This is a genomic window from bacterium, assembly GCA_040755755.1.
Taxonomy (GTDB): Bacteria; SZUA-182; SZUA-182; order DTGQ01; family DTGQ01; genus DTGQ01.
In genome coordinates this window covers 77,986-100,460 of sequence record JBFLZW010000049.1, presented here as the reverse complement: position 1 = coordinate 100,460, position 22,475 = coordinate 77,986, and the positions used below count along the sequence as shown (strand labels likewise).

Below are 22,475 nucleotides of genomic sequence, written 5' to 3'. Positions count from 1 at the left end.
CAGTGAAGATCAATGGCCGGAGCCTGACTGGCTATACAGCAGGCAGCCCTGTCTGGGAGCAGGAGGTCGATCTGGCGGGATGGGAAAACGACTTTTACATCATGGCCTATGATGCTTCGGGTGAGCTGATCGGCCTGGACTTTCTGAAGGTATACCTGGTCGATCCATCGCTGGCCAGGTTCCGGATCGACAACCCGGTTGAAAAGGTCCTGATTCTCCAGACACCTGCCCTCATGGTTGAAGGAGAAACCCCCTTTACCACCCGAAGGATTTACCGAAATAGAACCGAAATCCCTTTTCAGTCCGGCGATCATCCTTCTTCCGGTCTTGTCAACCTTCCCTGGACCGATTCGGTTGAATTGAGCCTGGGAGAGAACCCGATCGAATATCAGGCGGTTGACGAATCCGGGCAGGAAATTGACCGCGACGGCCTGCTGGCCATTTACACCGGGATCATGCGCATTGTCGAGCCTGTCGCCGACAGCACTACCTATACCACCACGGAAGATACCATCCACATTGTTCTGCAGATGGATCAGCCTGCCCGCGGATCGACCCTGACCATCAATAATGCCCTTTTGCCATCGTATAGCGGCCAGTCCACGGTCGGGTATCAAAGCAGCCTCCGGGAAGGAGAAAACCGCTTTGTTTTCAGGCTGGCCAACGAGAGCGGCACCCCGACCGGCTACTCGGCCATTACCGTCACCAGGACAAGCGATATCCAGCAGGTGAAAGAGAAGGAGAAGGTAGGGGAGGGATTTTGCTTTATCCGGTCTTTGCTGCTCAGCTCTCGACCATTTCCGCAGCTTCTTCTTTCCGTCCCTTCCTCGTGTGGCCATAAGTCTGGCTACATCCCGGGCCAGCATGGCCAATAAGGCATCAGGAGGTGGCGGCTCGTGGGCCGGACTTTTCCAGAATATCCAATCCATCTCCTCACGCCCGGAACCCCTGGCCAGGCAGTCAAGATACCAGATGGTGGCCCGGGTTTTCAGGTTGTAGACTTTGAGGGAAACCGCAACCCGGGATGTCTCGGCCCCCTGGGCAAAAAAAAATCCGTCACCGTTCCCTGCACCAGAAAATCGAACCCCTTTTCTCTGGCCAGCTCCATGAGAGCTTCCACCGGCTCGCCCTGAGCGGAAAACCGCGTGATGACCTTGAACACTCTCTGCTCCACAAAAGCCCTCTGGAAGATGGCCATGCATTCCGAAGCAAGGACCGCAGAAGGATACGGCATGGGTGCGGAGAAAGCCAATGCAGCCTTCACCCCCCGGCTGGAAGACTTGCGGGGAGCGACAATGAGATTGATATTCGATCGAAAGCCCCTTCCTCCGCCCGCCTCCCTGCGCAGAGCGAAGCATCCTGATACAACAAGCCAGAAATTGACGACAGCCAGAAGAGCCAGACCCTTTTTCCCCATCCCTCAGAGCACACCCCCCTTCAAAGAAAAGCTATTCTGCCGGTAGATGCTCATATACCTCTATCTCATCATCTATCTCACCAGGCCCATCAGTCCCATCGGGCTGCCGGTTGTCATCTTCAAGGAGCCCGGCGATAAAGGCAGTCCTGGAAACCCTTCCGTTCCAGCTCTTCAAGATCCGAAAGTCCGAAGACCGGGCGATTCTGGCAGTTACCAAAACTTCCCGCTCCGATACCAGATAGGTCCCGTAGATGACTGCTCCGGCATGAATAGTGTCAGGAATCTCCCTGACATTCCTGGTTAAAACCATTTCACCTTCATTGTCGATTACATAGACACTGCCCCCCCTCCGGATCTCGATGACCGTAAAGCCAAGATCACCCATGGAAGTCATCAGCCGCTCCGAAAGAAGGCGGCCAAAGGCCGAAGTCTTCCGCAGGTCGTTCAAATCCACAAACGTGGCGATCAGGAGCCGTTTGTCAGGAGAGAATTCCTCCGGAGAGACGGTTGAAAGCTCGCTGGTGATGTCATGCACCAGCGTATCCAGAAGCGCGGAGCCATGAGCATCCGGGAAAGGCCGGGCCATGGTGGGTATGGTAGTGGGAAGGGAAGAGCACCCCGGCAAGAGGAAGAGGACGAGGGAGAGGGCCGTTAGGAAAAAGAAGCATGATTTTAATCGCCGCATCGGTTTTCTCTCTTGTTAATCCCTCTGCTTCAGGAGATTCTGGAGGGCTTCTTCTGCATCCTTGACCGGATATCGTGTACGCATGGCCTCGAATTGAGCACGCTGGCCTTCAATGTCTTCTTCAGTAACAGCCCGGCTGAGAAAAAATAGGATGTATTGGTTCAAGGATACCCCTTCCTTTTCTTTCTCCTTACTCCGGGGCAGCTTTTCTCCCTCGCCCCCTTTGAGGGGGAGAGGGTTAGGGTGAGGGGGTGTCTGATACGGCAACCATTCTGGTCCCTCATCTGTCATACAGGGAGCCCATCGGGGGCTCCTCACCTCAAAGTCAGTGGTATTAACTTTATGCTACTAACCAAAATAGCCCCTCACCCCGGCCCTCTCCCCAGAGGGGCGAGGGAGAAAAGCTGCCCTCAAAGAGGGTAAGGGAGAAAATCGCTACTCTCTTCCTCAAGGGTAAGATCATAATTTTAAACAGTCAATGAGTAATGTAACATTGTCAAGTTAATATCAACTGCAACTGCGGCGGTAGCCGCTTTGGACTGCGGTGGCACGACACCGCTTTCCTTGGCGTGCGGCATGCCGGGGTATGCGGTGTGCCAGGAAAGCGGCCTCTTGCGTCCGCACTCCAAAGTAGCTACCGCTACGGTCCTTATCCCTCCCAGGGTTAACCACATGGTTCATTCTATAAGTGCTATTCCCCCCAATCATGATCCCATAATTACCATGAAGCATGGTATCTGTCAATTATTTGAGATATCGCCGGGGTTTTTAATTTGTCAGGCAAGAAGAGCTTCATGATTGTTCATCCCGATTCATCAATGATACGTCCGGAAAGAGGGGTTGTCCCCTCTTTCCGGACTACATAACGAATCAGTTTAAAATTGATCCACCTCCGGCCAATAGTATAGTAAGGAGCCGCCACCGGCTCCTTACTGGGACGGTTAGGGGGTTGGTGGTGGATTGGAACTCTGGACCGTGATGGTCACACTTGCACTTTCCACATTACCTGTACTGTCCGTTACCGTTACGGTTATTGGATGAGTTCCTTCCTGCAAGGTAGTGTCAAAGGACATTCCTGTTCCAATCGGCTCACTCATATCTGTCCAGACAATCCTCTCTGGAGGGAAAGATGCATCTTGAGGATCGGGATCGAAAACGATAGCTGCAAACGTGATGATATCAGCAGGGCTATAGGGTTGAAGATCCGATGGCGATGATATCGAGACTGTCGGAGGATTGTCGGCAGGCTGGGGATTACAGTCAGGAGGTAGATACGAAGTCCGCGAATATCCTACATCCTTCAGCGCTTCTATCGGGAACCATGCTGGCACCGAGGGTTTGGGAATTCCCGAATAGACCAAGATCACGTTCGGCTTGGCCGGAGGCTTGCTGAGAGTAAGGGTGCAGTTTGGCCAGTTAGTGGTGTCCACAAAGTCTACGGTTACCAGGTTCCCCGCGCAATCCAAAGCTCCATTGGGTTCTCCCTCAGGAGCAGTGACCAGGTCGGGATCAACCAGCCGGTAGTTTCCCGCTAAACTTGCCAGCTCTTCAGGGACGCCGGGTTGAGAAGAATAGTCAACCATGACCCTGGCCACAGGGTTAGCCGGATCAGTTGTGCTGTCAAGGGCAAGCGATACGATTGGATTGACCATATCCGGATCAGGGGCATTCCTATCGAAAGAGACAGGGGTATTGGTCAGAGGGTGTCCATCGGCATTCTTGCAGTTTTCAGTTACCGTAATATCAAACTCAGCAGGAGGATTGTTGGAGGAAATCCCCTCATAGTAATGGGTAATCACCGTGATGGTATCGCTATCATACCAGTCCTGTTCAATCCAGTTGGGGACGCTCCCCGTCGAATAGCGGGGAGTGATCGTTATCTCTTCCCCTATCCGGGTCGCGTCCGGATTCATAGATTTATTGAACCGGATGGCGAACTTTTTGGCCCGTACCATCCAGTTATACCAGTCCCAGCCATTGATATTGGTATTGCGGATGTCGTGGACGGTTTCAAGAGCACAGGCATCCACTACCTGACCGGTATCCGGCTTTCCGGGGAACGTGGCAATTCCATTTTCCGGCAGAATCTCATAATTGCGGGTATACTTCTTCACTCCGGTCACCTGCAGGGTATACTCAACAAAGTCCTGCCCGGCGGTCTTCAGCACTATCTGCCCCTCACTGCACATGACGGGCGGTCCGGAGGCAGGATCGCACTTATTGGGATCCCAGTTGTTGCTTTCCAGGCATTGATAATCCAGAACCTTGAGAACTTCCAGTTCCGAGGTCACATCGCCCTCACCCACCCAGGTAATCCGGTAATGGCTGATATCCATCGCAGTTTCAGAATCCATATCTACATTGAAGAACAGCCGGATATATCCAGGATGTTCATTTACCGGCTCGACTCTTTCCAGCTTGGGAAGGGTAATATCCGGGCTGACGGGGAAGACCCATTTGCCGGGAGTATTGGCATACGTGCCAGCCAGGTTCCAGACAGTCACCGTTTCCGTTCCCTCTCCGGTGGTCTCCGGAGTCCAGCGGTCCAGAGCCTTCAGAGCCTGAATCTTGATCAGGGCATACTGAACCGGACGGTAATGCAGTACCGCCTTATTGGCATAGCCTGAATCGGGCTGATCGGTGAAAACTTCCCACTGACCGCCTGTGCGCAGATCCGGCTGGAGTAATATGATACTCGGATCCTCCAGGTCCGAAATCTTGAAGTAATCCGAATCGGCAAAGAAGGTCAGTATTCCAGCCCTGTTGTCCACTTCCACTCTGATCCTGGACGGCTCCGTGGTAAAGGTATAGGTATAGGGGATATTCCATTCGAGTGGCGGCAGGTTATCAGCGGAATACTGCGTACCATTGTCATAGTATGAATAGCACGGATCTATATAGACATCCGTAACCTTGATCTGATAGGTGGTAGATGGCTGCAAGCGGTTGAAGGAGAAAGTAATACGACTGCCAGGCTGGGACGATGATCCATCGCAAATCCAGTTGCCCATTGAATCACTATGCCCATTCGGGCAATCATAGATCCAGAACACAGAAGTGACTGTAAAATCACTATCTGCCAGCCGATTCCCGCCAGCCCAGACTTCAAGGGAAACTTTGCCGGAATTATTCCACCATGCAGGGCCAAGGTTTGGCAAGGCAAAATAGAGACTGACATCAGAATCCAGGCTCACCTCCGTGCTGCCCTCCGGCGGATCGGTGCGGTATAATAATTTCGGCAGCATCGGCCCATCTGCCGGGCAGGCGGTGGTAAAGACAATATCCTGATTCGGACGCAGGAAGGGAACGGCTGCGGTTTCAGGATTCAGGTCATCATCGTACAGAATGGCATTGGTGGCAGGATCGGTGTTCCAGTGGACCCGGTAGTTGGCGCAGGGGTCCATGGTAAAGGCTATCCGCAACTGGCTCCAGCCGAATTTCCAGGTACACCAGACAAACATCGGCAGCGGATAGTTCTGGGGTACACTGGCAGGGTCCACATCCGGGCCATAGTAGCGGCCGATGATCTCGGTGCTGTTCTCGATGGCCTGTTTCATATCTTCGGTCAGAGAACCGCTGAACCTGATGGTGACAAAGAAATTGCTGCCATCGGGCTCCAGCAGGTAGTTTATCTGGCCGTTGCACGGCTCGGAATCCACCATCGTCAGATTCGGCGTGGAGAATTGAAGAATCTTGTCCGGGATCGCCGTGCCGTCATCGGCCTTGATGTTTTGCAGGGTGAGGGTAAAGCTGGTATTCTGAGGCAGTCTCTGGGGAATGATCTGAAGCTCATTATTGTTCCAGGTTTTGATCTGCCGTGGAATCGTTTCCCCATCCGCGGTCGTCAGGACTATATCGGCTCCGGAAATATCGATTCCGGTGTTGTACCTCAGCCAGATATTCTCCATACCCCAGTCGTGCAGGGTCTCCCCATCTCCTATGCTCTGCTCCACCAGGCGGGGGATTCTGGTCCGGAACGAGCCGGAGAAGGCCGCAATGTTGCTGCCCCGTGAGGAGAGGGCATCGCCATCCACCTCGACCCGGTAGACGTGGTCATACTGCCGGGGGAAGAGGATGATGAGATGATCGCCAACCCCTCTTGGGCAGGCACTCTGGCTGTTTTCCTGATCCTGTTTGCAGTCTTCGCAGCCTTCGTAATCACTGCAGCAGGAATCGTAATTATAATTATACCAATCCGTCTCCCCCTCTACCTCCGGCTCCACCCAGTCCAGCCTGAATGCCGGTGAAGGGCTGTTATCACCCTGCCAGGCAGGAATCTCGGTACCATCGGTATCGTTATACACGTGGATATGCTTCTCCACGGAATCGCGGTCGGTTATGGTGTTGAAAACCAGGGTCACCGGCTCATGGATGCCATATCCCTGACTGTCATGCCTGGGCATCATGGCGGCAACCTTGGGAGCGGCGGTGGTGAACCGGATGTTGAGCGTTTGAGCACCCGGATCGGCGGGGTCGATGACCGGATCACCATAGATAGTCCTGACCGGCGCTGATTCTGATCCTAATCCGATGGTGTATTCAGTTCCCTCGGCAAACTGCCCGCGGACAAGGATACCGTCTTTATACCAGGAAACCTCTTTGCCTGTCAGTTCCGGAGAGATAGTAAGATCTGTAGATAGATTTACTGAATCATGGTCAATCAGGTTGCTGAACCGGGCCATGATGCCTCCTGCGGCATCGATTCCGGCAGCCCCGTCGGGAAGAAACCGGCCATTGACTGCCCAGCGTATCATTTCCTGTATCTCGAATGAATAGGTATAGGGGCGATACAGGGTATTGCCATATTTATCCTTTGCCGCTTGGGCAATGCGAACGACATACTTTCCAACCGGCATCTTCAGGAAAGCGGGCTTATCGTTCTCGTCCCTGGGCGTAATGGTCAGGTGGCAGGGTGAGGGATGAAAACGCAGCTCAATGGGGCCAGGATAAGAGCTGCCATTGTAATAGTCGTGGTATTGCTCCCTTTCATACTGATAATATCCCCACTCGTACACCCAGTGAATGTTTCGGGCAGCAAATGTTTCCGGGACATCGATCTGGATTGCTCCCTCGACCGAGTGAGCATCCATTTCCCGGTTGAATTTCACCATAAGTCCCTCGTGCCGATACTCGCATTGACTGAACAGCTCATGGCGATTGATAAGGATCGGATGATCGGGGTCATGGCTCGCCTCGAGTTTATCCGGGCTCACATAATCGACGGAGGCAAACTGCTCGATATCGGTTCCCTCGATGGTCCCCATGTTCCTGGTCGATCCGGCATCGATCGACACCAGTCCGGCCAGAGGAAAAGGCCCGCCACCTTCACTATCGTCCGGAACTATGATACCCAGTTGATAGGTGCCGATGGGAATTCCCCTGATCGTAAAATTTCCGCTTTGATCGGTGACAGCCATGAATTGCGTCCCGTACAGGAAGGCCACAATTCCTTCCTGCGGGCTGGTATGATAGGTGATCCGTCCTGTCAGATCCCCGGTGGCTGTCAGGACGAAATCCAGGGTAGTGGTTCCGTCCAAAAGCCGCACTTTGCTCCGGAGCGACCTCTGGAGCCCCTCTCCGGAGGCCATCACATTATACGTACCTGCGGGCAGGAGCATACTGTATTGCCCCTCCCTGTCGGTTTGGGTGGTATATGGCCCGGATGCGCCTGATTCAAGGGCAGCGGGGGTATAGTCGATGCTGGTAGCGGTAATCGAGACTCCTTCCTTCAAACCTCCATTGGTAGTGACTTTACCGCTCAGAAGAACCCGCTCTTCCTGCGGTTGCCGTGCATCTCCCGTGCTTTGGGGTTGATCGCTCTTTGGGGAACATCCCAGCCCAAGGAGGAATATCAGGGGCAGTAGAAACATCCACGATTTTTTCCAGGTTCTCATGCTGTTCTCCTTTCTTGAACAAGAGATATGATCAGGGAATAGTAACTATCCGAGTCATTTGCAAATATCCATCACGGGCGACGATCACGTAATAGGTCCCCGGTGGAACGTCCCTGAATTCGTAATAGCCGTAATCGTCGGTGGCCGTCTTCCGGTCCCAGACCTGGGGGCCGTTGATATCGTACATCTCGACGGCTGCCCTGGGGACAGGCGCCCCTTGAGCGTCTTTCACCACCCCGGAAACCGTGGGCGGTGCCAGCTCATCCACCTGCACCCACAGATCGTCCTGCCTGGAAATCTGGCTGTTGGCAGTCATGGTCACGGTCAGCCAGAGGTGATACCTGCCCGGTGCATTCGTGGTGAACTGCGTACTGAGGGCAGCGGGAGAAGTCAGTGCCGGGGTGGCTCCTTCGGGAATGCTCGCCGGATCGATTGTCCAGCTTACGGTATAGGATTCACCTTCCGGGATGATTTCCACCTGCCCGTTCAGGTCGATCGGCGTGCTGGTTATGTCTGCCAGCAGAGCTGCCCGGTTTTCCCCTGCCTCAACGGTCAGGGTGGCCACCTGGATGGTGACACTCCTGGTGCTTTCCCGCAATCCGTCGCTGACCTTGAGGGAAATGGTGTGGTCGCCGGTGGAGGGGGGAGCTTTCCAGGTGATGGCGTACGAGCCCTGGCCGGTTACAATTTCTCCGGCAGTGCAGGACCATGCATAGGAGAGCGGCCTGCCTTCGGGGTCAGACACCGCAGCCTGTATGCTTACCTCTCCATCGGGCAGAACCTGTGTCTTGGCAGCGCTCATGGCTGTAATCAGGGGGGCATTGTTGGCCCCGACCACCAGCCGCAGGGTTTGGCTGACCGACTGCGGGTGAGCAGGATCACTGTCCCGGACAGTCAGCTTGATGTCGAGGTCGCCGACATAGTCTGGATCATCGGGCAGGGTCCAGACCATATTCGGATCGGTGCCGATGGTGACATCCTTGCAGGACCAGGTATAGACCAGCGGGTTATCTCCATCAAGGTCAGCAGCCAGGGCAAACAGCTTGACGCTGTCCCCCAGGATGCACTGGTTGGGTTCGACCTTGCAGGATCTGATCACCGGCGGATAATTGGCCACTACGGTCAGAGATGTCTCTTTTTCCGCTTTTTTGCCGCCGCTGTCGGTTGCGGTCACCCGGACAGCAAATTCAATAGGCTCACTGGCATCGAGGCCGTCAAACAGGCCAGTGGGAATGGTCAGGCTGGTGCTCCTGCCGGTTGGGTTGGATAATGACCAGCCGGAGCTGAGATCCTGATCGGCCAGTGGTTTTTTGAAGATCTGCCATTGGTAGCTCAAAAGGTCTCCATCCGGATCGTAGGCTGTAACTTCAAATCCTTTCGTTTCTCCGGGAGTGCCGGTCGCCGATTTCCTCGGTACCATATACAGGATTACCGGAGGCCGGTTCTCGCTGCACTCGACCACCTCAATCGGCAGCCGGATCGTGGCCAGGCCGTTTTCTTCCGGTTTTCCGTCCGATACCTGCACGGTCAGCGAATGCTGACCAATGGATGGGGCCTTCCAGGTGAAGCGGTTGGGATCACTGGCCACCGCCGCCGGTTCGGCTATGACCTGATAGGTCAGGTGGTCCCCGTTACTATCCAGGGCGGTAATATTCAGGGTGACTGTGGTCGAATCGGGATTCCCTCCCCAGCAGACCCGAAGGCCGGGCTGAATATCCACCTTCTGAATGATTGGGCGGAAATTGGGCTGGGAAAGCTCTACCTGAACATTGATCGTGTCCCCCCGGTTTTCCGGAGTCTGAAATTCCCGGAATTCCGGTTTATAGCCGTCACAGGTAAAAGCCACCTGCACCATCTCGTCCGTCTGCCTGTCCGGCACGACCAGGGTAAAGTTGCCCTCGGCATCGGTCGTGGCGCGGTTTTTGTACTCGCTGATGACCGAAACATAGGGCAGCGGACTGCCGGTCCCAAGCTCCGTGACCTTACCGGCGATCCTGGCCACTCTGCTGTCCAGGGTAAAGTTTACCAATATCCTGCTCTGGTCGGAAAAGTCGGTCACGACCTGCCTGCGGTCCTCCTCCACGATTCCTGCCGCAGGTATAACCAGCCGGGCTACGGCCTCGAACCTGGCATCTGCCGGTACTTCCAGCTCATATTCTCCCGTGTCGCTGTCAGACAGGGTATAGGTGCCCAGCGTGGTCGATATCCGGACATCGCCAACCGGACTGCCGCTCGTGAGGTCGGTCACGGTTCCATAGATATAGGCGGGCCGCACTTCAAAGGTCACGTTCGGATCACCCTGGAGAGTGTCCGGGTCCGGCCAGGAAAAGGTGCGATTTTGCTCCAGATAGGTTCCGTTTCGGGCATAGTAGCGGTAGGTGACATTGAGCTGACTGGTGCCCCTCTCCGCTGCAACCTCATAGAAGCCGCTTTTGTCATTCACTGTCGTGAATCCATTGCTGGCGGCTATTTTGACTTCCCTGCCCGACAGAGGCTTTTTCACCCCGTCTTCGATAATGGTCACCAACCCCCTCACATATTGGGGTGACAGGTTCAGGGGAATAATGACCTTGTGGTCTTCACACAGATCCTCGCTTCGGATCTCCACATCCCTGGTGACACGATAATCGATCCGGTTATGGGTATAGGAAATTTTCAGCTTCAGGATGCTGTTGGGGTCAGAAATCAGATGAAACTCCCCATTGGGATCGGTGAATTTCCCGATTCCGGCATCAGCATACACATAGGCACCATGAATTCCGCTGTTATTCTGGCTGTTGATCACCCGTCCGCAAATGTTCACCAGGTGGAAATTGATATCCACCCGCTTGCAGCCCTCGGCTTTTTGCAAATCCACGTAAATGGAGTTGGGGTCCCTGACCTCATGATCACCGAACAGGGCAGTGATCCTGGACCAGGCATCCTTTTTGACCGTAACTTCATAGTAGCCGTTCGGGTCGGTCATGGCAAAGCTCTGCCCCTGATAATCGATGCCGGTAGCCTGGATATGTGCTCCGGCCAGCGGCAGGCCGTCCCGCCACACCCAGCCGCGAATGCAGCCGTGGGTTTCCACCGGCCAGTCCACGTTCCACCAACTGAAATGGGTGGCCCTGGCCACCGCATACAGGGTGTCATCCACCAGGATCAACTCCGACGGCTGAGCGGACCGCTCCCAGATGCCGTCATTCGGATCATAGGCATACCAGGGAATGGTGCGCTCTCCCTGGTCATATTTTTGCCGGTACAGTTTCTGGAGGGAATCGGGGAGGCGAAACCTGATCTCCACTCCCTCTCCCAGATCAAGGCCGGTAACCGGAGTGCCATCCTCATACTGCAACGAGAATTCTCCCAAAACCACGGATTCCAGCTTTCTCTGCCTGCCCTCATTCTCTCCTGCCGCATTGGGATCGCTGGTGGTAAAGTCTCCGGGAAAGGCTTCGATTTCAAGAGAAGGATCAACCGGAGTAATATTGACATAGACGATGCGATCTTCTTCAGTGCCGCTATAGCGCCTCTGCCGGGACAGATGATTCCGGATCCGGCCAAGGGCATTGAGGGGAATGGTCATGACCACGGAGCTGTCCGGCGTGGAAACCTGGATTCCGCCATCGGCCATGTTCCGGGCCCGTGCATTGTAGCGGGCCAAAATCCCCTTATCCAGATCGAGCTGCACCCGCGAAGTGACTGCCTTGAGTTTGATAATCACCCCCTGGTTCTTCTCGAGGCAGGGGATTTCGACCACCTCCTGGGTGCTGGCGTATCCGGGAGCTTCTCCATCGACAATCAGATCCATGCCCGTGGGCAGCCTGCGGAAAAAGAAATTCCCTTCCGCATCTGTCTGGCTGCGGAAGGCGGTTCCCCGGATACTGACCGTCGCTCCCTGAACAGGGTTTTCCGTATAAAGATCGATTACCTTGCCGGTCAACTCCCCTTTTCCGTTCCTGACCGCATTCTCGGCCAGTTCCAGAGACTGCCTCAGCCTGCCCGCATCGGGCAGCCAGCCAGCGGCAATGCGGCCGATCACCCGGTCAATGTCGCTTACATTCGGATCATCCTGATTTACCTGATAACTCAGCAGGTTGCTGACCCTCCGGACCAGGGCGTTCCCGCTGCTGAGCCGGGTCAGGTCACTTCGCGCAAGATCGTCCGGAGCATTGGCATCGATCTGATTCAGCCTGGCCCTCAGACGGGTCAGGGCATCTTCCATGGTGGTCCCCGGAGTTTGGGCCAGATAGGACCGCAGCAGGGAGGTGACAGGATTCAGATGGGCCTTCAGGGAATTATTCACCGCATCCTTCAGCGGAGCCACGCCATAGAGATTGCCATTGAATTCCTCGCCGGAATCGGCAAATTTCCCGCCGGTGGCTCTGATATAGACGGTGTCCGTACCGGTGTCTACCGTGACCTGGGCCTGGTAAGCTCCATTGGGATCGGTCACGGCCTGGACGATAGGATGATTGGGATCGGTCCGATAAACTGAAACGGTCGCTCCTTCCAGAATATCATCGTAGACCTCTCCGCTCAGGGTAACGGTGGTCTGCTGAGGAGAGCTTCCGCCTCCGCCGCTGTTTTTGCTCCCGCCGCCTCCGCCGCCCCCCCCACAGCCATAAATCAGGAGGGCTGTTGAAAAACCGGCCACAAGGCTGACCAGAACACTTTTTTTCTTTTTCCTCATAAGCCAAGACTCCTTCGCTTTACAGGGGTTTAAATGATGGGCAGCTATTACCGCCTCAGATAAGATAACATTGGAAACCTGAATATGCGGGAGAAACTCAGGTGTGTTTTTTCCGGAAGATGACCGCTTCTCCAGTAATCTGCCCGGATATCTGCCAAATTTGCCTGAGAGCTTGAGATGAACAGGATTTATCAGGAACGGGAACAGGAATTGGAGGTTGAAGATTTCTGATACCTGATCGGGTATCGATTTTCTTATCGGTATAAGCAGGTACATCTTCGGGGAAATGCCTCAGTGGGTAATCCGCAGGACCACATTCTACCGATTAATGATCAGCAGCCGCCGTCCGGATAATCACCGGCGTTGGCATCTTCCACACTGGCGAAATGAGGAGATTTTACCCATGCTATTAGATTCACAGGTAACGAATAAGGTCAGGGAGCGGTTTGCCGGATTGAAGGAGAAGGTGAAGATTATTTCCTTTACCCAGGAATTCGAATGCCAGTTCTGCCATGAAAACCGCACTCTGAGTGAGGAGCTTGCTTCCCTGTCCGATAAGATCGATTTTGAAGTTTTTGATTTCCAGAAAAACCGGATTGAAGTGGAACGCTATCAGATTACTATGATTCCGGCTACCGTAGTCATGGGGGAGAAGGATTATGGCCTGCGGTTTTACGGAATACCTGGCGGCTACGAATTTAATTCTTTTCTGGACACGATCGTGATGGTCTCCCGGGGTGACTCAGGACTGTCAGCGGAAAGCAGGAAAAGGATTCAGGACTGGAAGAAACCTGCCCGCATTCAGGTTCTGGTGACCCTCACCTGTCCTTACTGCTTTCATGCTGTCAGGACAGCCCATCAACTGGCCTTTGAAAACGAGTTTATTACCGCCGAAATGATTGATGCCAGTGAATTCCCCCACCTGATCAATAAATATCAGGTTTACGGCGTCCCCAAGGTGGTGATCAACGAGACGGTTCAATTCGAGGGGGCACTGCCGGAAAAGGAATTTATCGACTACCTCCTGCGGGCTTGATCATGTCTCCCGTGCCTCAATTTCTGCTCCCGGAAGAGCACGATCTGATCATTATCGGTGCCGGACCTGCCGGGACTTCGGCAGCCATCACCGCCGCAGGCCATAAGGCCGATTTCCTGCTGATGGACCAGCATCCCCCGATGGAAAAGGTAAGGGGCTATGGCCGGATTGCCAACTACCCCGGCCTGGGAATCATCGGGGGAGAAAAGCTGGCCCAAAGCTTTGTCAATCATCTTTCGGCTCTTCAGATTCCGGTACACAGGGAGCGGGTATTCCAAATTACGCGGGATGCCTATGCCTTTCAGATTTATGGCCATGGAAAGGTTTACCGGGCACGGGCAGTGCTTCTGGCTCTGGGTATTGTCTACGAAAAGAAGATACCCGGAGAAGAAGCGCTCCTCGGCCGGGGGGTGAGCTATTGCCTGACCTGCGATGGCCTGCTGTACGCAGGAAAAAGCGTGGGGGTTATCGCCGAGACTCCCGAAGGAGAACCAGAAGCCGTAAGCCTGCGGCAGGATTATGGTGCACAGGTGATTTTTTATGCCACCTATGCCTGCTCTGCCAGAGAGTCACTCCCGGAGGTTTATCCCAAAGCCAGTATCCAGAGACTGGAGCGAACAACCCGGGGGATCCGCATCGTTGCCCAGGGGCTGGATGACCGGGAAGTGGATGGAGTTTTCATCTTCCGCCAGGGGGCATCCCCGGCCAGTCTGCTGCCCGGTGTAGCTATGGATAAACATCATGTGCAGGTTAATAAGGATATGCATACCAATGTCCCCGGCCTGTTCTGCGCCGGTGACTGCACCGGCCCGCCCTATCAGATCAGCAAGGCAGCAGGCGAGGGCCAGGTGGCAGCCCTTTCGGCAGTCAAGTACCTGACCCAGGCACGGTGACCGCTGTAGGAGGATGCCGATTACAGCACTTTTCCCGGTGCATATCTTACTGATGCAGCCCTCAAGGGGGGAGGGATTGGATGGGCTTACCATCCTCAAGATGGGTAAGCTATTTTGCGGGCCGGAAGTTTTGTCACCTCTCATCCCTTGATCAGCTTCCGGTAAAATTCCAGGGTCCGGCTGGCCACGCTCTTCCAGCTAAAGTATTTCTCCACTCTGGCTCTGGCATTCTCTCCCATCCGGCTAATTTTTTCCGGCGAGGACAGAAGCCTGTTGACCGCAGAAGCAAGATCCTGCGAGTATTTGTCCGCATCCTGCGGCTCCCAGTCACCGGGATCCCGGGGCTCAAAGGGCACCAGGAGGCCGGTTTCTTCATGAACGACCACTTCGGTGATTCCACCCACGCTAGAAGCGACAACCGGAGTTGCGCAGGCCATGGCCTCGAGGTTGATAATTCCGAACGGCTCATAAACCGATGGGCAGACAAAGATCGCCGCATGCGTATAGAGGCTGATAACCTGATCAACCGCAAGCACCTGCGGTATCCAGATAATTCTGTTCCGGGTCTGCGATCGCGCCGCTTCGACTGCCTGAGTCATTTCACGGCCGATTTCCTCGGTGTCAGGAGCACCGGCACAGAGTACCACCTGGATGCCCGGCTTAAGATATTGGATTGCCCGGACCAGATGAACAATGCCTTTCTGCCGGGTGATCCGGCCTACAAAGAGAATAAATGGCTGTTCAGGATTGATTTGATAAGCGGCAAGCACAGCCGGATCAGGAGCGGGCTTATACTGATCCGGATCGATGCCATTCGGAATGACCTGAATCTTGTCCCAGGGGACCTGATAAAGCTCATGGACGTCCCTCCTCATGGCCTGGGACACGGCAATGACCCCGTCGGCGATCCGATAGGCGTTGTGCTCCAGCCAGGTGCTGACTTTGTAAGCCGAGCCCATCTGCTCCTCTTTCCAGGGCCGGTGGGGCTCGAGAGAATGCGTGGTAAGAACCAGCGGAACATTGAAGAGCTGCTTGGCCAGGCAGCCTGCAAAATGAGTATACCAGGTGTGACAGTGAACGATGTCCGCTTCAGGCAACGATCCGGTCATGACCATGTCTTTCAGGAGAGTATCCATCAACCTTTTATGGCGAGGATCCTGAAGGGGGACATCCCAGGATGGCTGAAACCCTTCCACAATCATGTTTTCGACATGCTTCTTTTGATCCCCGAAGCAAAGGACCCTGACCGTGTGCCTTTTTTCCTCAAGCTCAGCCAACTCCCGGGAAAGATACTGTACGTGAACTCCGGCCCCTCCGTAGACATAAGGAGGATACTCATTCGTTAGAATGGCAATTTTCATGAAAACTCCTTAAAATATCCTTGTGAATCAATCTGTTGAATCAATAATTGGAGCCTATTGTAAAGGTATTGACCGAGATTGTCAAAGGGATTTATTGTCAAAGGGATCTGCTGATCTGGCTTTTTCCCGGAAAAGCAACTCAGGGAAAGAACACCTGAAGGACATGGTCAATCCTTCTCATATTTCCTTCTCCTGGACTGACGATAATCCGGCGGCCACTTTCCTTGCGGATGGCTCAATACTGCCGTTGCGGAAGCACCTTTGCAGTGCTCACTGCAAAGGTGCACCTTCTGACATACCACAATACCAAACATCCTCGTATACTACCGCCAATCCCGGCACATCACCTGCCTGGCATACCCACGACGAGGAAAGCGGTGTCGTGCCACCGCAGTCCAAAGCGGCTGCCGCCGCGGTGGATGAGCTCCAACTTGGCTTCTGTAAGTGCCATTCAATCTAATGTCATTACCTTATGCTACTAACCAATAAGCCCCTCACCCCGGCCCTCTCCCCAAATGATAACCTTGTCAAGCCAAAAGGCCCGGTATTTTTCTGAAATCCTCCTCCAGCGGCTCTCGCATGGCCCTGTTATAGAGGGCGGCAGCCGGATGGTATATGGGGAAAAAGATAAACGATCCAAGACCGGCCAATTCCTGCTGATGAGGCTGTCCGTGAACTTTCGATATTTTCAACCCTGGCAGGAAGCGATTCAAGGCATGCCGCCCAAGAAGTACAATTAGCCTGGGTCTAACCAGTTTTATCTGCTCATCAAGCCACCCTCTGCATGCTTCTATTTCTTCTGGAAGCGGATCGCGGTTTTCCGGGGGGCGGCACTTAATTACATTGGTAATATAGACATCCTCCCGCTTCAGGCCGATACCGTTCAGAAGCTGGTTGAGCAGTTTCCCGGCTGCTCCTACAAAGGGACGGCCTGCCAGTTCTTCCTGCCTGCCCGGTGCTTCTCCAATGAACATGATATCTGCCTCCAGATTACCTTCACCTGGAACCGGCCTGCCGCCGCTCAGTTGGCAATAGTCACAGGACTTGATTCGGTCTGCCAGCTTCTGCATAAGCTCACCAGAAATCCCCATTTTTAGAGGTTATCAGCAGTACCTTGTCTTTACTGACCAGTGGCCACTGACCACTGGCCACTGGCCACTTCCCTCACTGACCACTTAATTCGACCTTTTCCTCGAATTAAACTACCTTCGGTCACATGGCAATAGTATTTTCTTTCCTGACACTCCGATCAGAGTGCTATAAGAGTGTAGCGATGCGATTTTATCAGTGAATGGATGAGAAAAGGAGATTATCGTATGGACATAGAAAAAATTACCATTATCGGCGGCCAGGGGAAAACCGGCCAGAGGGATAAAGTCGAACAGGTAACACTTTCGATGGGCAATGTGGTAAGTATCGTGGGGCCTACAGGATCGGGGAAGACAACTCTGATCAACGATATCGCTCTTTTTGCCAATCGGAATACGCCTTCTCATCGGAAAATACTCATCAATGGTGATGTTCCTCCCGAATCGTACATGGAAGATCCATCCAGGAATCCGATTGCCCTGATTACCCAGCACACCAATTTCCTTTCGGATCTCCCCGTGCAGCGGTTTCTCGATATCCATGTACGAATACGGCAAAGCGGCTCCTCGCCTTCATCCACCATCCAGGAGACCCTGGAATTTGCCAATTTGCTCACCGGAGAGCCGATTATCATGGATAGCGCCATGACCGAGCTCTCTGGCGGGCAAACCAGGGCTTTGCTGATAGCTGATGCGGTCATTATCGGAAATTCACCGATTATCCTGCTCGATGAAATCGAAAATGCCGGTATTCACCGGACCAAGGCTCTGGAGCTCCTCAAACAGTATAAAAAGATTTTTATTTTCGTCACCCATGATCCCAGAATCACCCTTCTTTCTGATTTTCGAATCGTCATGAAAGCCGGCGCCATGCAGGACCTGATTACCACCGGAGATGAAGAGAGACGGGTCGCCGAGGAGATCAAAAAGCTCGATGATCTTCTGCTCGGATTCAGGACACAAATACGGGCGGGAAGCCGCCTTGAGGAAAGAGACCTGCAGGAGCGGCTGCGGGCATTAGGATATATCGCCTGATTTATGGTGAACGTAAAGGAGAATGAAGGAGAATAAAGGAGAATAAACCATGAAAGCCATTATCTGTGCCGGACCACCCACGAGTGGGAAAACAACCGTCTTGAAGCAGGTGATCAGAAGGCTTCTTGCCAGGGGACATAAGCTGGCTTATTTAAAAATCGATGTCCAGTTCGCTGACGAGGATGAGATATTCGCTCTGGAGTATGGAATCCCTGCCAGAAAGGTCTATTCAGGGGATTTATGCCCGGACCACTGCAATGTGGTGGTCCTTGGGGATGCCCTGCGGTGGGCTGAGCAAACCGGGGCCGAGATGCTCTTTGTGGAGACGGCGGGCCTGTGCCTGAGGTGTTCGCCTTACATCGAAAGCTCAATGGGCATGGTTGTTCTGGAATCGACCAGCGGCGTAAACCTGCCCAGGAAGATCGGCCCCATGCTGTCGCTGGCTGATGTAGCCGTAGTCACCAAAATCGACCTGGTATCTCAGGCCGAGCGGGAAGTGTTCAGAGCCAACATCAATGATACGGCGGGTGTGACCGTGATCGAAACCGATGCCCTGCATGGCATCAATATCGACCATATAGTGAGGAGGATAGAGAGAATGGAAGAAGTGAGGGAGCCTTCCTTCCTGAGAGGAAATCCTCCGGTAGGGACCTGCACGATCTGTGTGGGCAAAAAGGATATCGGGAAAGAGGCCCACTTCGGGGTATTGCGGCCTCTGGAATCGGATATATTTTACCGGGGAGAATAGCTGAACAGAGTTGCCGGGATAATGAGAGGAGAATGAAAAATGCAAACAACATCAGAAATAATGGCCAAATTACCAGGGAAAAATTGTGGTCTCTGCGGACTGAAAACCTGCGAGGCATTTTCCGAAATCGTATCGAAAAATCCCCAGGCTCTCAGAAGATGCGTCTTCACCGGAGAATCGGACAGACAGCCTATATCAGGAGCAGAAGCAGAAGCAAGAGCAGGAACGCGGGAGTTTAAGGCGGAGGATATTACCTGGAAGGATAACCTTGGCCGGGAATATGATTTTATTCTGGACAAATTTCCGGGAGAAGCAGGGCCAAGGGAAACGATTATTCTGTTCAACCCGGCGAACGTGGAGAGGCTCGGCCTCAAGAAGGGCGATGTCCTTTATGGCCGGCCTGGCTGGATCTCATGCGGATGCCCGGTCAGCCACGTCGGAGTTGTGGTCGAAGAGCCCGATTATTTTAACGGCACGGTGATCTGGTGCGTGGTCGGGCCAATGCTGGCCAGAGAGAAAGGCATCAATATCGGGTACTATAACACCACCGCCTACGAGGGCCTGGTCCACTACAGCAGAGCAGAGCTTCAGATCGGCAGGAGGTATTACTTCCAGCCAAGGTACTGTATGCTCCAATGGCGGCATTGCGGTCTGGTAAACACCCTTGGCAAAACCAGGGATGGACTGAGGGTGCGCATCGAAGGGTTATGGATAGGATAAGTTAAAGTACACAGAGCCTTATAGGATCGGCACCCAGATCGCGAGCGGTATTTGGTGGGGCGAAAAGCCCCACCCCTTTCCGTAAGCGACATCAAATACATTTGCTCTTCATTAGCGACTATCGAATACATTTGCTCGTCTCGGCGGCGTCAGCCGCTTTGGAGTGCGGCGGCAAGACGCCGCTCTCCTCCAGGGAAAGCAGCATCCATCTGGCTGGATAATTCCCGCAGCCCGGCCTGTACTCAGATACCATTAGTCAAGCCAATTAGCATATATTTGTTATTAATATCCGAAAATATATCTAACACTCTCTACCGGACACTTTTGAGGTAACAACCGCGAATGAACGCGAACTGAACAAAGAGGACTCGATAATGAAGGCAAATCAAAAGAATTTATTAGCGTCTATTCGTGTGCATTCGCGGTTGATTACAGGAATTGAAAAAAAGTGTCCGGTAGCGAAATCTAACATGTTTTCAGAGGGGCATTACGATGCCAAATAAAGAAAAGACGAGAGAGCAGCTTCTTGAAGAAGAGGCGGGGTTACGTCAGCGGATCGCTGAACTGGAAATGCGCGAAGCTGAACATCGGCATACGGAAGAGGCGCTCAGGAAGTCAAAGAGAGAGTTGAGCATCAGGAATGAGATCATCTCGATTTTTCTTACTACTCCTGATGATGAGATGTATTCGAAAGTGCTGCGGGTAGTTTTGGAGAATACCGGCAGCCAATACGGGTTCTTCGGATATATCGACCAGGAGGGGAACATGGTCTGCCCTTCAATGACCAGAGATATCTGGGACCAGTGTCAGGTGCCTCATAAGGATATCCTTTTTCCCCATGATCAATGGGGCGGTCTCTGGGGTCAGTCTCTCCTGGAAAGGAAAACGCTCTGGTCAAATAAGCCGCTCCCCGTACCCGAAGGGCATGTTCCCATAGTAAAGACACTGATCGTCCCCATCATCCATGGACAGAAGCTTATCGGTCTTCTGGCGGTCGCCAACAAGGCAACCGACTATACGCTGGAGGACCAGACAATGCTGGAAACCATCGCCAACTACATTGCTCCCGTCCTCCATGCCCGGCTCCAGAGAGACAGACAGGAAAAGGAGCTCAGGCAATCCGCCGAAGAGCTTCGGGAATCCGAAGCCAAGTACTCAACGCTGGTGGAAAACGCCCAGAACGGGGTGGTTATCGTCCAGGATGAAGTCCTGAAATTCGTTAACAGGGCTACGGAGACATTGACCGGCTATTCTCTGGGGGAATTACTCGGCAAGCCTTTCGCGGATTTACTGGCTCCTGAATGCAGAGAGATGATTATCCAGAGGCACAGGCTGCGCCTTCAGGGGCTGCCCGTTCCTTCCTTTTACGAAGCGAAACTGCTGAGTAAGGATGGGACTATCAAGGACGTGGAATTCTCTGTTGGGGTTATCCAGTATCATGGGAAGCCCGCAGTGACGGCCTGCGTCCGTGACATCACCGAGCGCAAGAAAATGGAAAAGGAACTGCTCAAGGTACAAAAACTTGAATCTCTCGGTATTCTTGCCGGTGGCATCGCTCATGACTTCAACAACCTACTGGCTGTTACCATAGGTAATTTGTCTTTGTTGGAACTGGAGATCAGTGGATATGGAGGCAATGCTTCTGAATTACTGGAAGCAATAAAGAGCGCCTCATATCAGGCGAAAAGGCTTACTCAGCAATTACTTACCTTTGCCAGAGGCGGAGCGCCGATCAGGAAGGTCACTTCAGTCTCAAAGGTATTGAATAATGCGGTCAGCTTTGCCTTGAGCGGCTCTCAGGTGACCAGCGAACTGGGTATACCGGATGATCTCTGGCGGGCTGAAATAGATGAAGGGCAGATCAGCCAGGCTCTCAATAATGTGATTATCAATGCTGCGCAGGCTATGCCTGAAGGCGGCAGAATCAGGGTATGGGCAGAAAATGTGATCGTTGATCCTGACATCAGCCTGCCGCTGAAAAAAGGAATGTACGTCAAGATATCGATCCAGGACGAGGGAGTCGGAATACCGGAAGAGCATCTATCCAGGATATTTGATCCTTATTTTTCCACCAAGCAAAAAGGGGCTGGTCTTGGATTGGCCATTGCCTATTCGATTATTAAAAAACATGAAGGATATATCAAGGTGGAATCCCAGGTAGGAGTTGGAACGACTTTCCACATCTATCTTCCTGCCTTGGAGGCAGAGGCCGCTATTGCCAAAGGTATCAGGGAGGAAAAATTCCGGTCCGGCTGGGGGAAGGTTTTGGTTATGGATGACCAGCAAATGATTAGAAACATGGCCGGACAGATGCTGACCCGTCTCGGATACAGGGTTGAATTTGCCGCCAATGGTGAGGAGGCGATAGACCTCTACCGGAAAGCAAAGGAATCAGAAGATGCTTTTGTCGCCGTTATCCTGGATTTAACTGTCCCGGGAGGCATGGGAGGCAAAAAGGCCGTTCAGAAGCTGCTTGAGATAGACCCTGATGTCCGGGCAATTGCCTCAAGCGGTTATTCCGATGATCCCATAATGACTGAATACCGGAAGTACGGCTTCAAGGGGGTAGTTACCAAGCCGTATGAAACGAAAGAACTGAGTGAGGTATTGTATAAGGTAATAAGAGGCATGGATGGACCTTCCCAAGCCTTCGGGTGATCCCCACCGCTTATGCCCTGCTTCGACAACCGCACCGGAAACAGAAACAGCAACATCAACAGCCTGAGCAGAAACAACTTTTCCTGAAAATATCTTCTTGAAAATGAAAGATAATCAGGGTATATTGAAAAACCTTCCGAAACAGGAAGTTAACTCGACAATGTTACATTGCACAATGACTGTTTAAGATTATGAATTTGGGGAGAGGACTGGGGTGCGGATATCGGGGTGAACTATTGGATGGATTCAGGCTCAGCCCAGGGCA

17 protein-coding genes are annotated in these 22,475 nt (G+C 53.2%); 9 read left to right on the top strand and 8 right to left on the bottom strand.

What is annotated here, in order from left to right:
* Positions 1 to 2 precede the first annotated feature (2 nt).
* Together AB1611_15005 and AB1611_15000 are read left to right on the top strand one after the other, a co-directional pair.
* Positions 3 to 875 (top strand): hypothetical protein, encoded by an 873-nt coding sequence (locus AB1611_15005; protein MEW6380900.1) that lies wholly within the window; start codon positions 3 to 5, stop codon positions 873 to 875.
* A complete protein-coding gene (locus AB1611_15000; protein MEW6380899.1) occupies positions 865 to 999 on the top strand; it encodes a hypothetical protein in 135 nt (44 codons plus the stop codon). The genes AB1611_15005 and AB1611_15000 overlap by 11 nt, the downstream gene beginning before the upstream one ends.
* Here AB1611_15000 and AB1611_14995 read toward each other — a convergent pair.
* The 5 genes from AB1611_14995 to AB1611_14975 all read right to left on the bottom strand — a co-directional run bounded on the left by AB1611_14995 (position 989) and on the right by AB1611_14975 (position 12,671).
* Entirely contained in the window at positions 989 to 1,417 is a 429-nt protein-coding gene (locus tag AB1611_14995; protein ID MEW6380898.1) for a hypothetical protein, read from the bottom strand. The genes AB1611_15000 and AB1611_14995 overlap by 11 nt on opposite strands.
* A gap of 31 nt (positions 1,418 to 1,448) precedes the next feature.
* Entirely contained in the window at positions 1,449 to 2,102 is a 654-nt protein-coding gene (locus AB1611_14990; protein MEW6380897.1) for a FlgO family outer membrane protein, read from the bottom strand.
* A gap of 15 nt (positions 2,103 to 2,117) precedes the next feature.
* Positions 2,118 to 2,267, bottom strand: coding sequence for a hypothetical protein (locus tag AB1611_14985; protein MEW6380896.1), 150 nt, complete (start codon positions 2,265 to 2,267; stop codon positions 2,118 to 2,120).
* A 776-nt stretch (positions 2,268 to 3,043) separates the two neighbouring features.
* Entirely contained in the window at positions 3,044 to 7,996 is a 4,953-nt protein-coding gene (locus AB1611_14980) for a hypothetical protein (GenBank protein MEW6380895.1), read from the bottom strand.
* 31 nt (positions 7,997 to 8,027) lie between these two features.
* Positions 8,028 to 12,671, bottom strand: a complete 4,644-nt coding sequence (locus tag AB1611_14975; protein ID MEW6380894.1) for a carboxypeptidase regulatory-like domain-containing protein — start codon at positions 12,669 to 12,671, stop codon at positions 8,028 to 8,030.
* 403 nt (positions 12,672 to 13,074) lie between these two features.
* Between AB1611_14975 and AB1611_14970 the strand changes: the two genes are divergently transcribed.
* Positions 13,075 to 13,707, top strand: coding sequence for a thioredoxin family protein (locus AB1611_14970; protein MEW6380893.1), 633 nt, complete (start codon positions 13,075 to 13,077; stop codon positions 13,705 to 13,707).
* A 2-nt stretch (positions 13,708 to 13,709) separates the two neighbouring features.
* The gene (locus tag AB1611_14965) at positions 13,710 to 14,600 is read left to right on the top strand and encodes an NAD(P)/FAD-dependent oxidoreductase (GenBank protein MEW6380892.1); all 891 of its coding nucleotides are present in this window, start codon (positions 13,710 to 13,712) and stop codon (positions 14,598 to 14,600) included.
* 140 nt (positions 14,601 to 14,740) lie between these two features.
* On the opposite strand, the gene glgA is transcribed toward AB1611_14965, so the two are convergent.
* On the bottom strand, positions 14,741 to 15,961 hold the full coding sequence (gene glgA, locus AB1611_14960; GenBank protein ID MEW6380891.1) for a glycogen synthase: 1,221 nt from the start codon (positions 15,959 to 15,961) through the stop codon (positions 14,741 to 14,743).
* Between the two features lie 94 nt (positions 15,962 to 16,055).
* Here glgA and AB1611_14955 point away from each other — a divergent pair, with 94 nt between their 5' ends.
* Positions 16,056 to 16,421: a hypothetical protein gene (locus tag AB1611_14955; GenBank protein ID MEW6380890.1), complete on the top strand. Its 366-nt coding sequence runs from the start codon at positions 16,056 to 16,058 to the stop codon at positions 16,419 to 16,421.
* A 67-nt stretch (positions 16,422 to 16,488) separates the two neighbouring features.
* On the opposite strand, the gene AB1611_14950 is transcribed toward AB1611_14955, so the two are convergent.
* Positions 16,489 to 17,052 carry a uracil-DNA glycosylase gene (locus AB1611_14950; protein ID MEW6380889.1) on the bottom strand — a complete coding sequence of 188 codons (564 nt, stop codon included), beginning with the start codon at positions 17,050 to 17,052 and terminating at the stop codon, positions 16,489 to 16,491.
* A 225-nt stretch (positions 17,053 to 17,277) separates the two neighbouring features.
* On the opposite strand from AB1611_14950, the gene AB1611_14945 reads away from it, so the two are divergent.
* The 3 genes from AB1611_14945 to AB1611_14935 are packed head-to-tail and all read left to right on the top strand — an operon-like array spanning position 17,278 to position 19,552.
* The gene (locus AB1611_14945; protein MEW6380888.1) at positions 17,278 to 18,084 is read left to right on the top strand and encodes an ATP-binding cassette domain-containing protein; all 807 of its coding nucleotides are present in this window, start codon (positions 17,278 to 17,280) and stop codon (positions 18,082 to 18,084) included.
* Positions 18,085 to 18,133: 49 nt separating this feature from the next.
* Positions 18,134 to 18,832, top strand: a complete 699-nt coding sequence (locus AB1611_14940) for a GTP-binding protein (GenBank protein ID MEW6380887.1) — start codon at positions 18,134 to 18,136, stop codon at positions 18,830 to 18,832.
* Between the two features lie 39 nt (positions 18,833 to 18,871).
* Positions 18,872 to 19,552, top strand: a complete 681-nt coding sequence (locus AB1611_14935) for a (Fe-S)-binding protein (GenBank protein MEW6380886.1) — start codon at positions 18,872 to 18,874, stop codon at positions 19,550 to 19,552.
* Between the two features lie 118 nt (positions 19,553 to 19,670).
* Here the strand turns inward: AB1611_14935 and AB1611_14930 are convergent, their stop codons facing one another.
* A complete protein-coding gene (locus tag AB1611_14930; protein ID MEW6380885.1) occupies positions 19,671 to 19,805 on the bottom strand; it encodes a hypothetical protein in 135 nt (44 codons plus the stop codon).
* A 239-nt stretch (positions 19,806 to 20,044) separates the two neighbouring features.
* On the opposite strand from AB1611_14930, the gene AB1611_14925 reads away from it, so the two are divergent.
* Positions 20,045 to 22,210, top strand: a complete 2,166-nt coding sequence (locus AB1611_14925) for a PAS domain S-box protein (GenBank protein ID MEW6380884.1) — start codon at positions 20,045 to 20,047, stop codon at positions 22,208 to 22,210.
* Positions 22,211 to 22,475 lie beyond the last annotated feature (265 nt).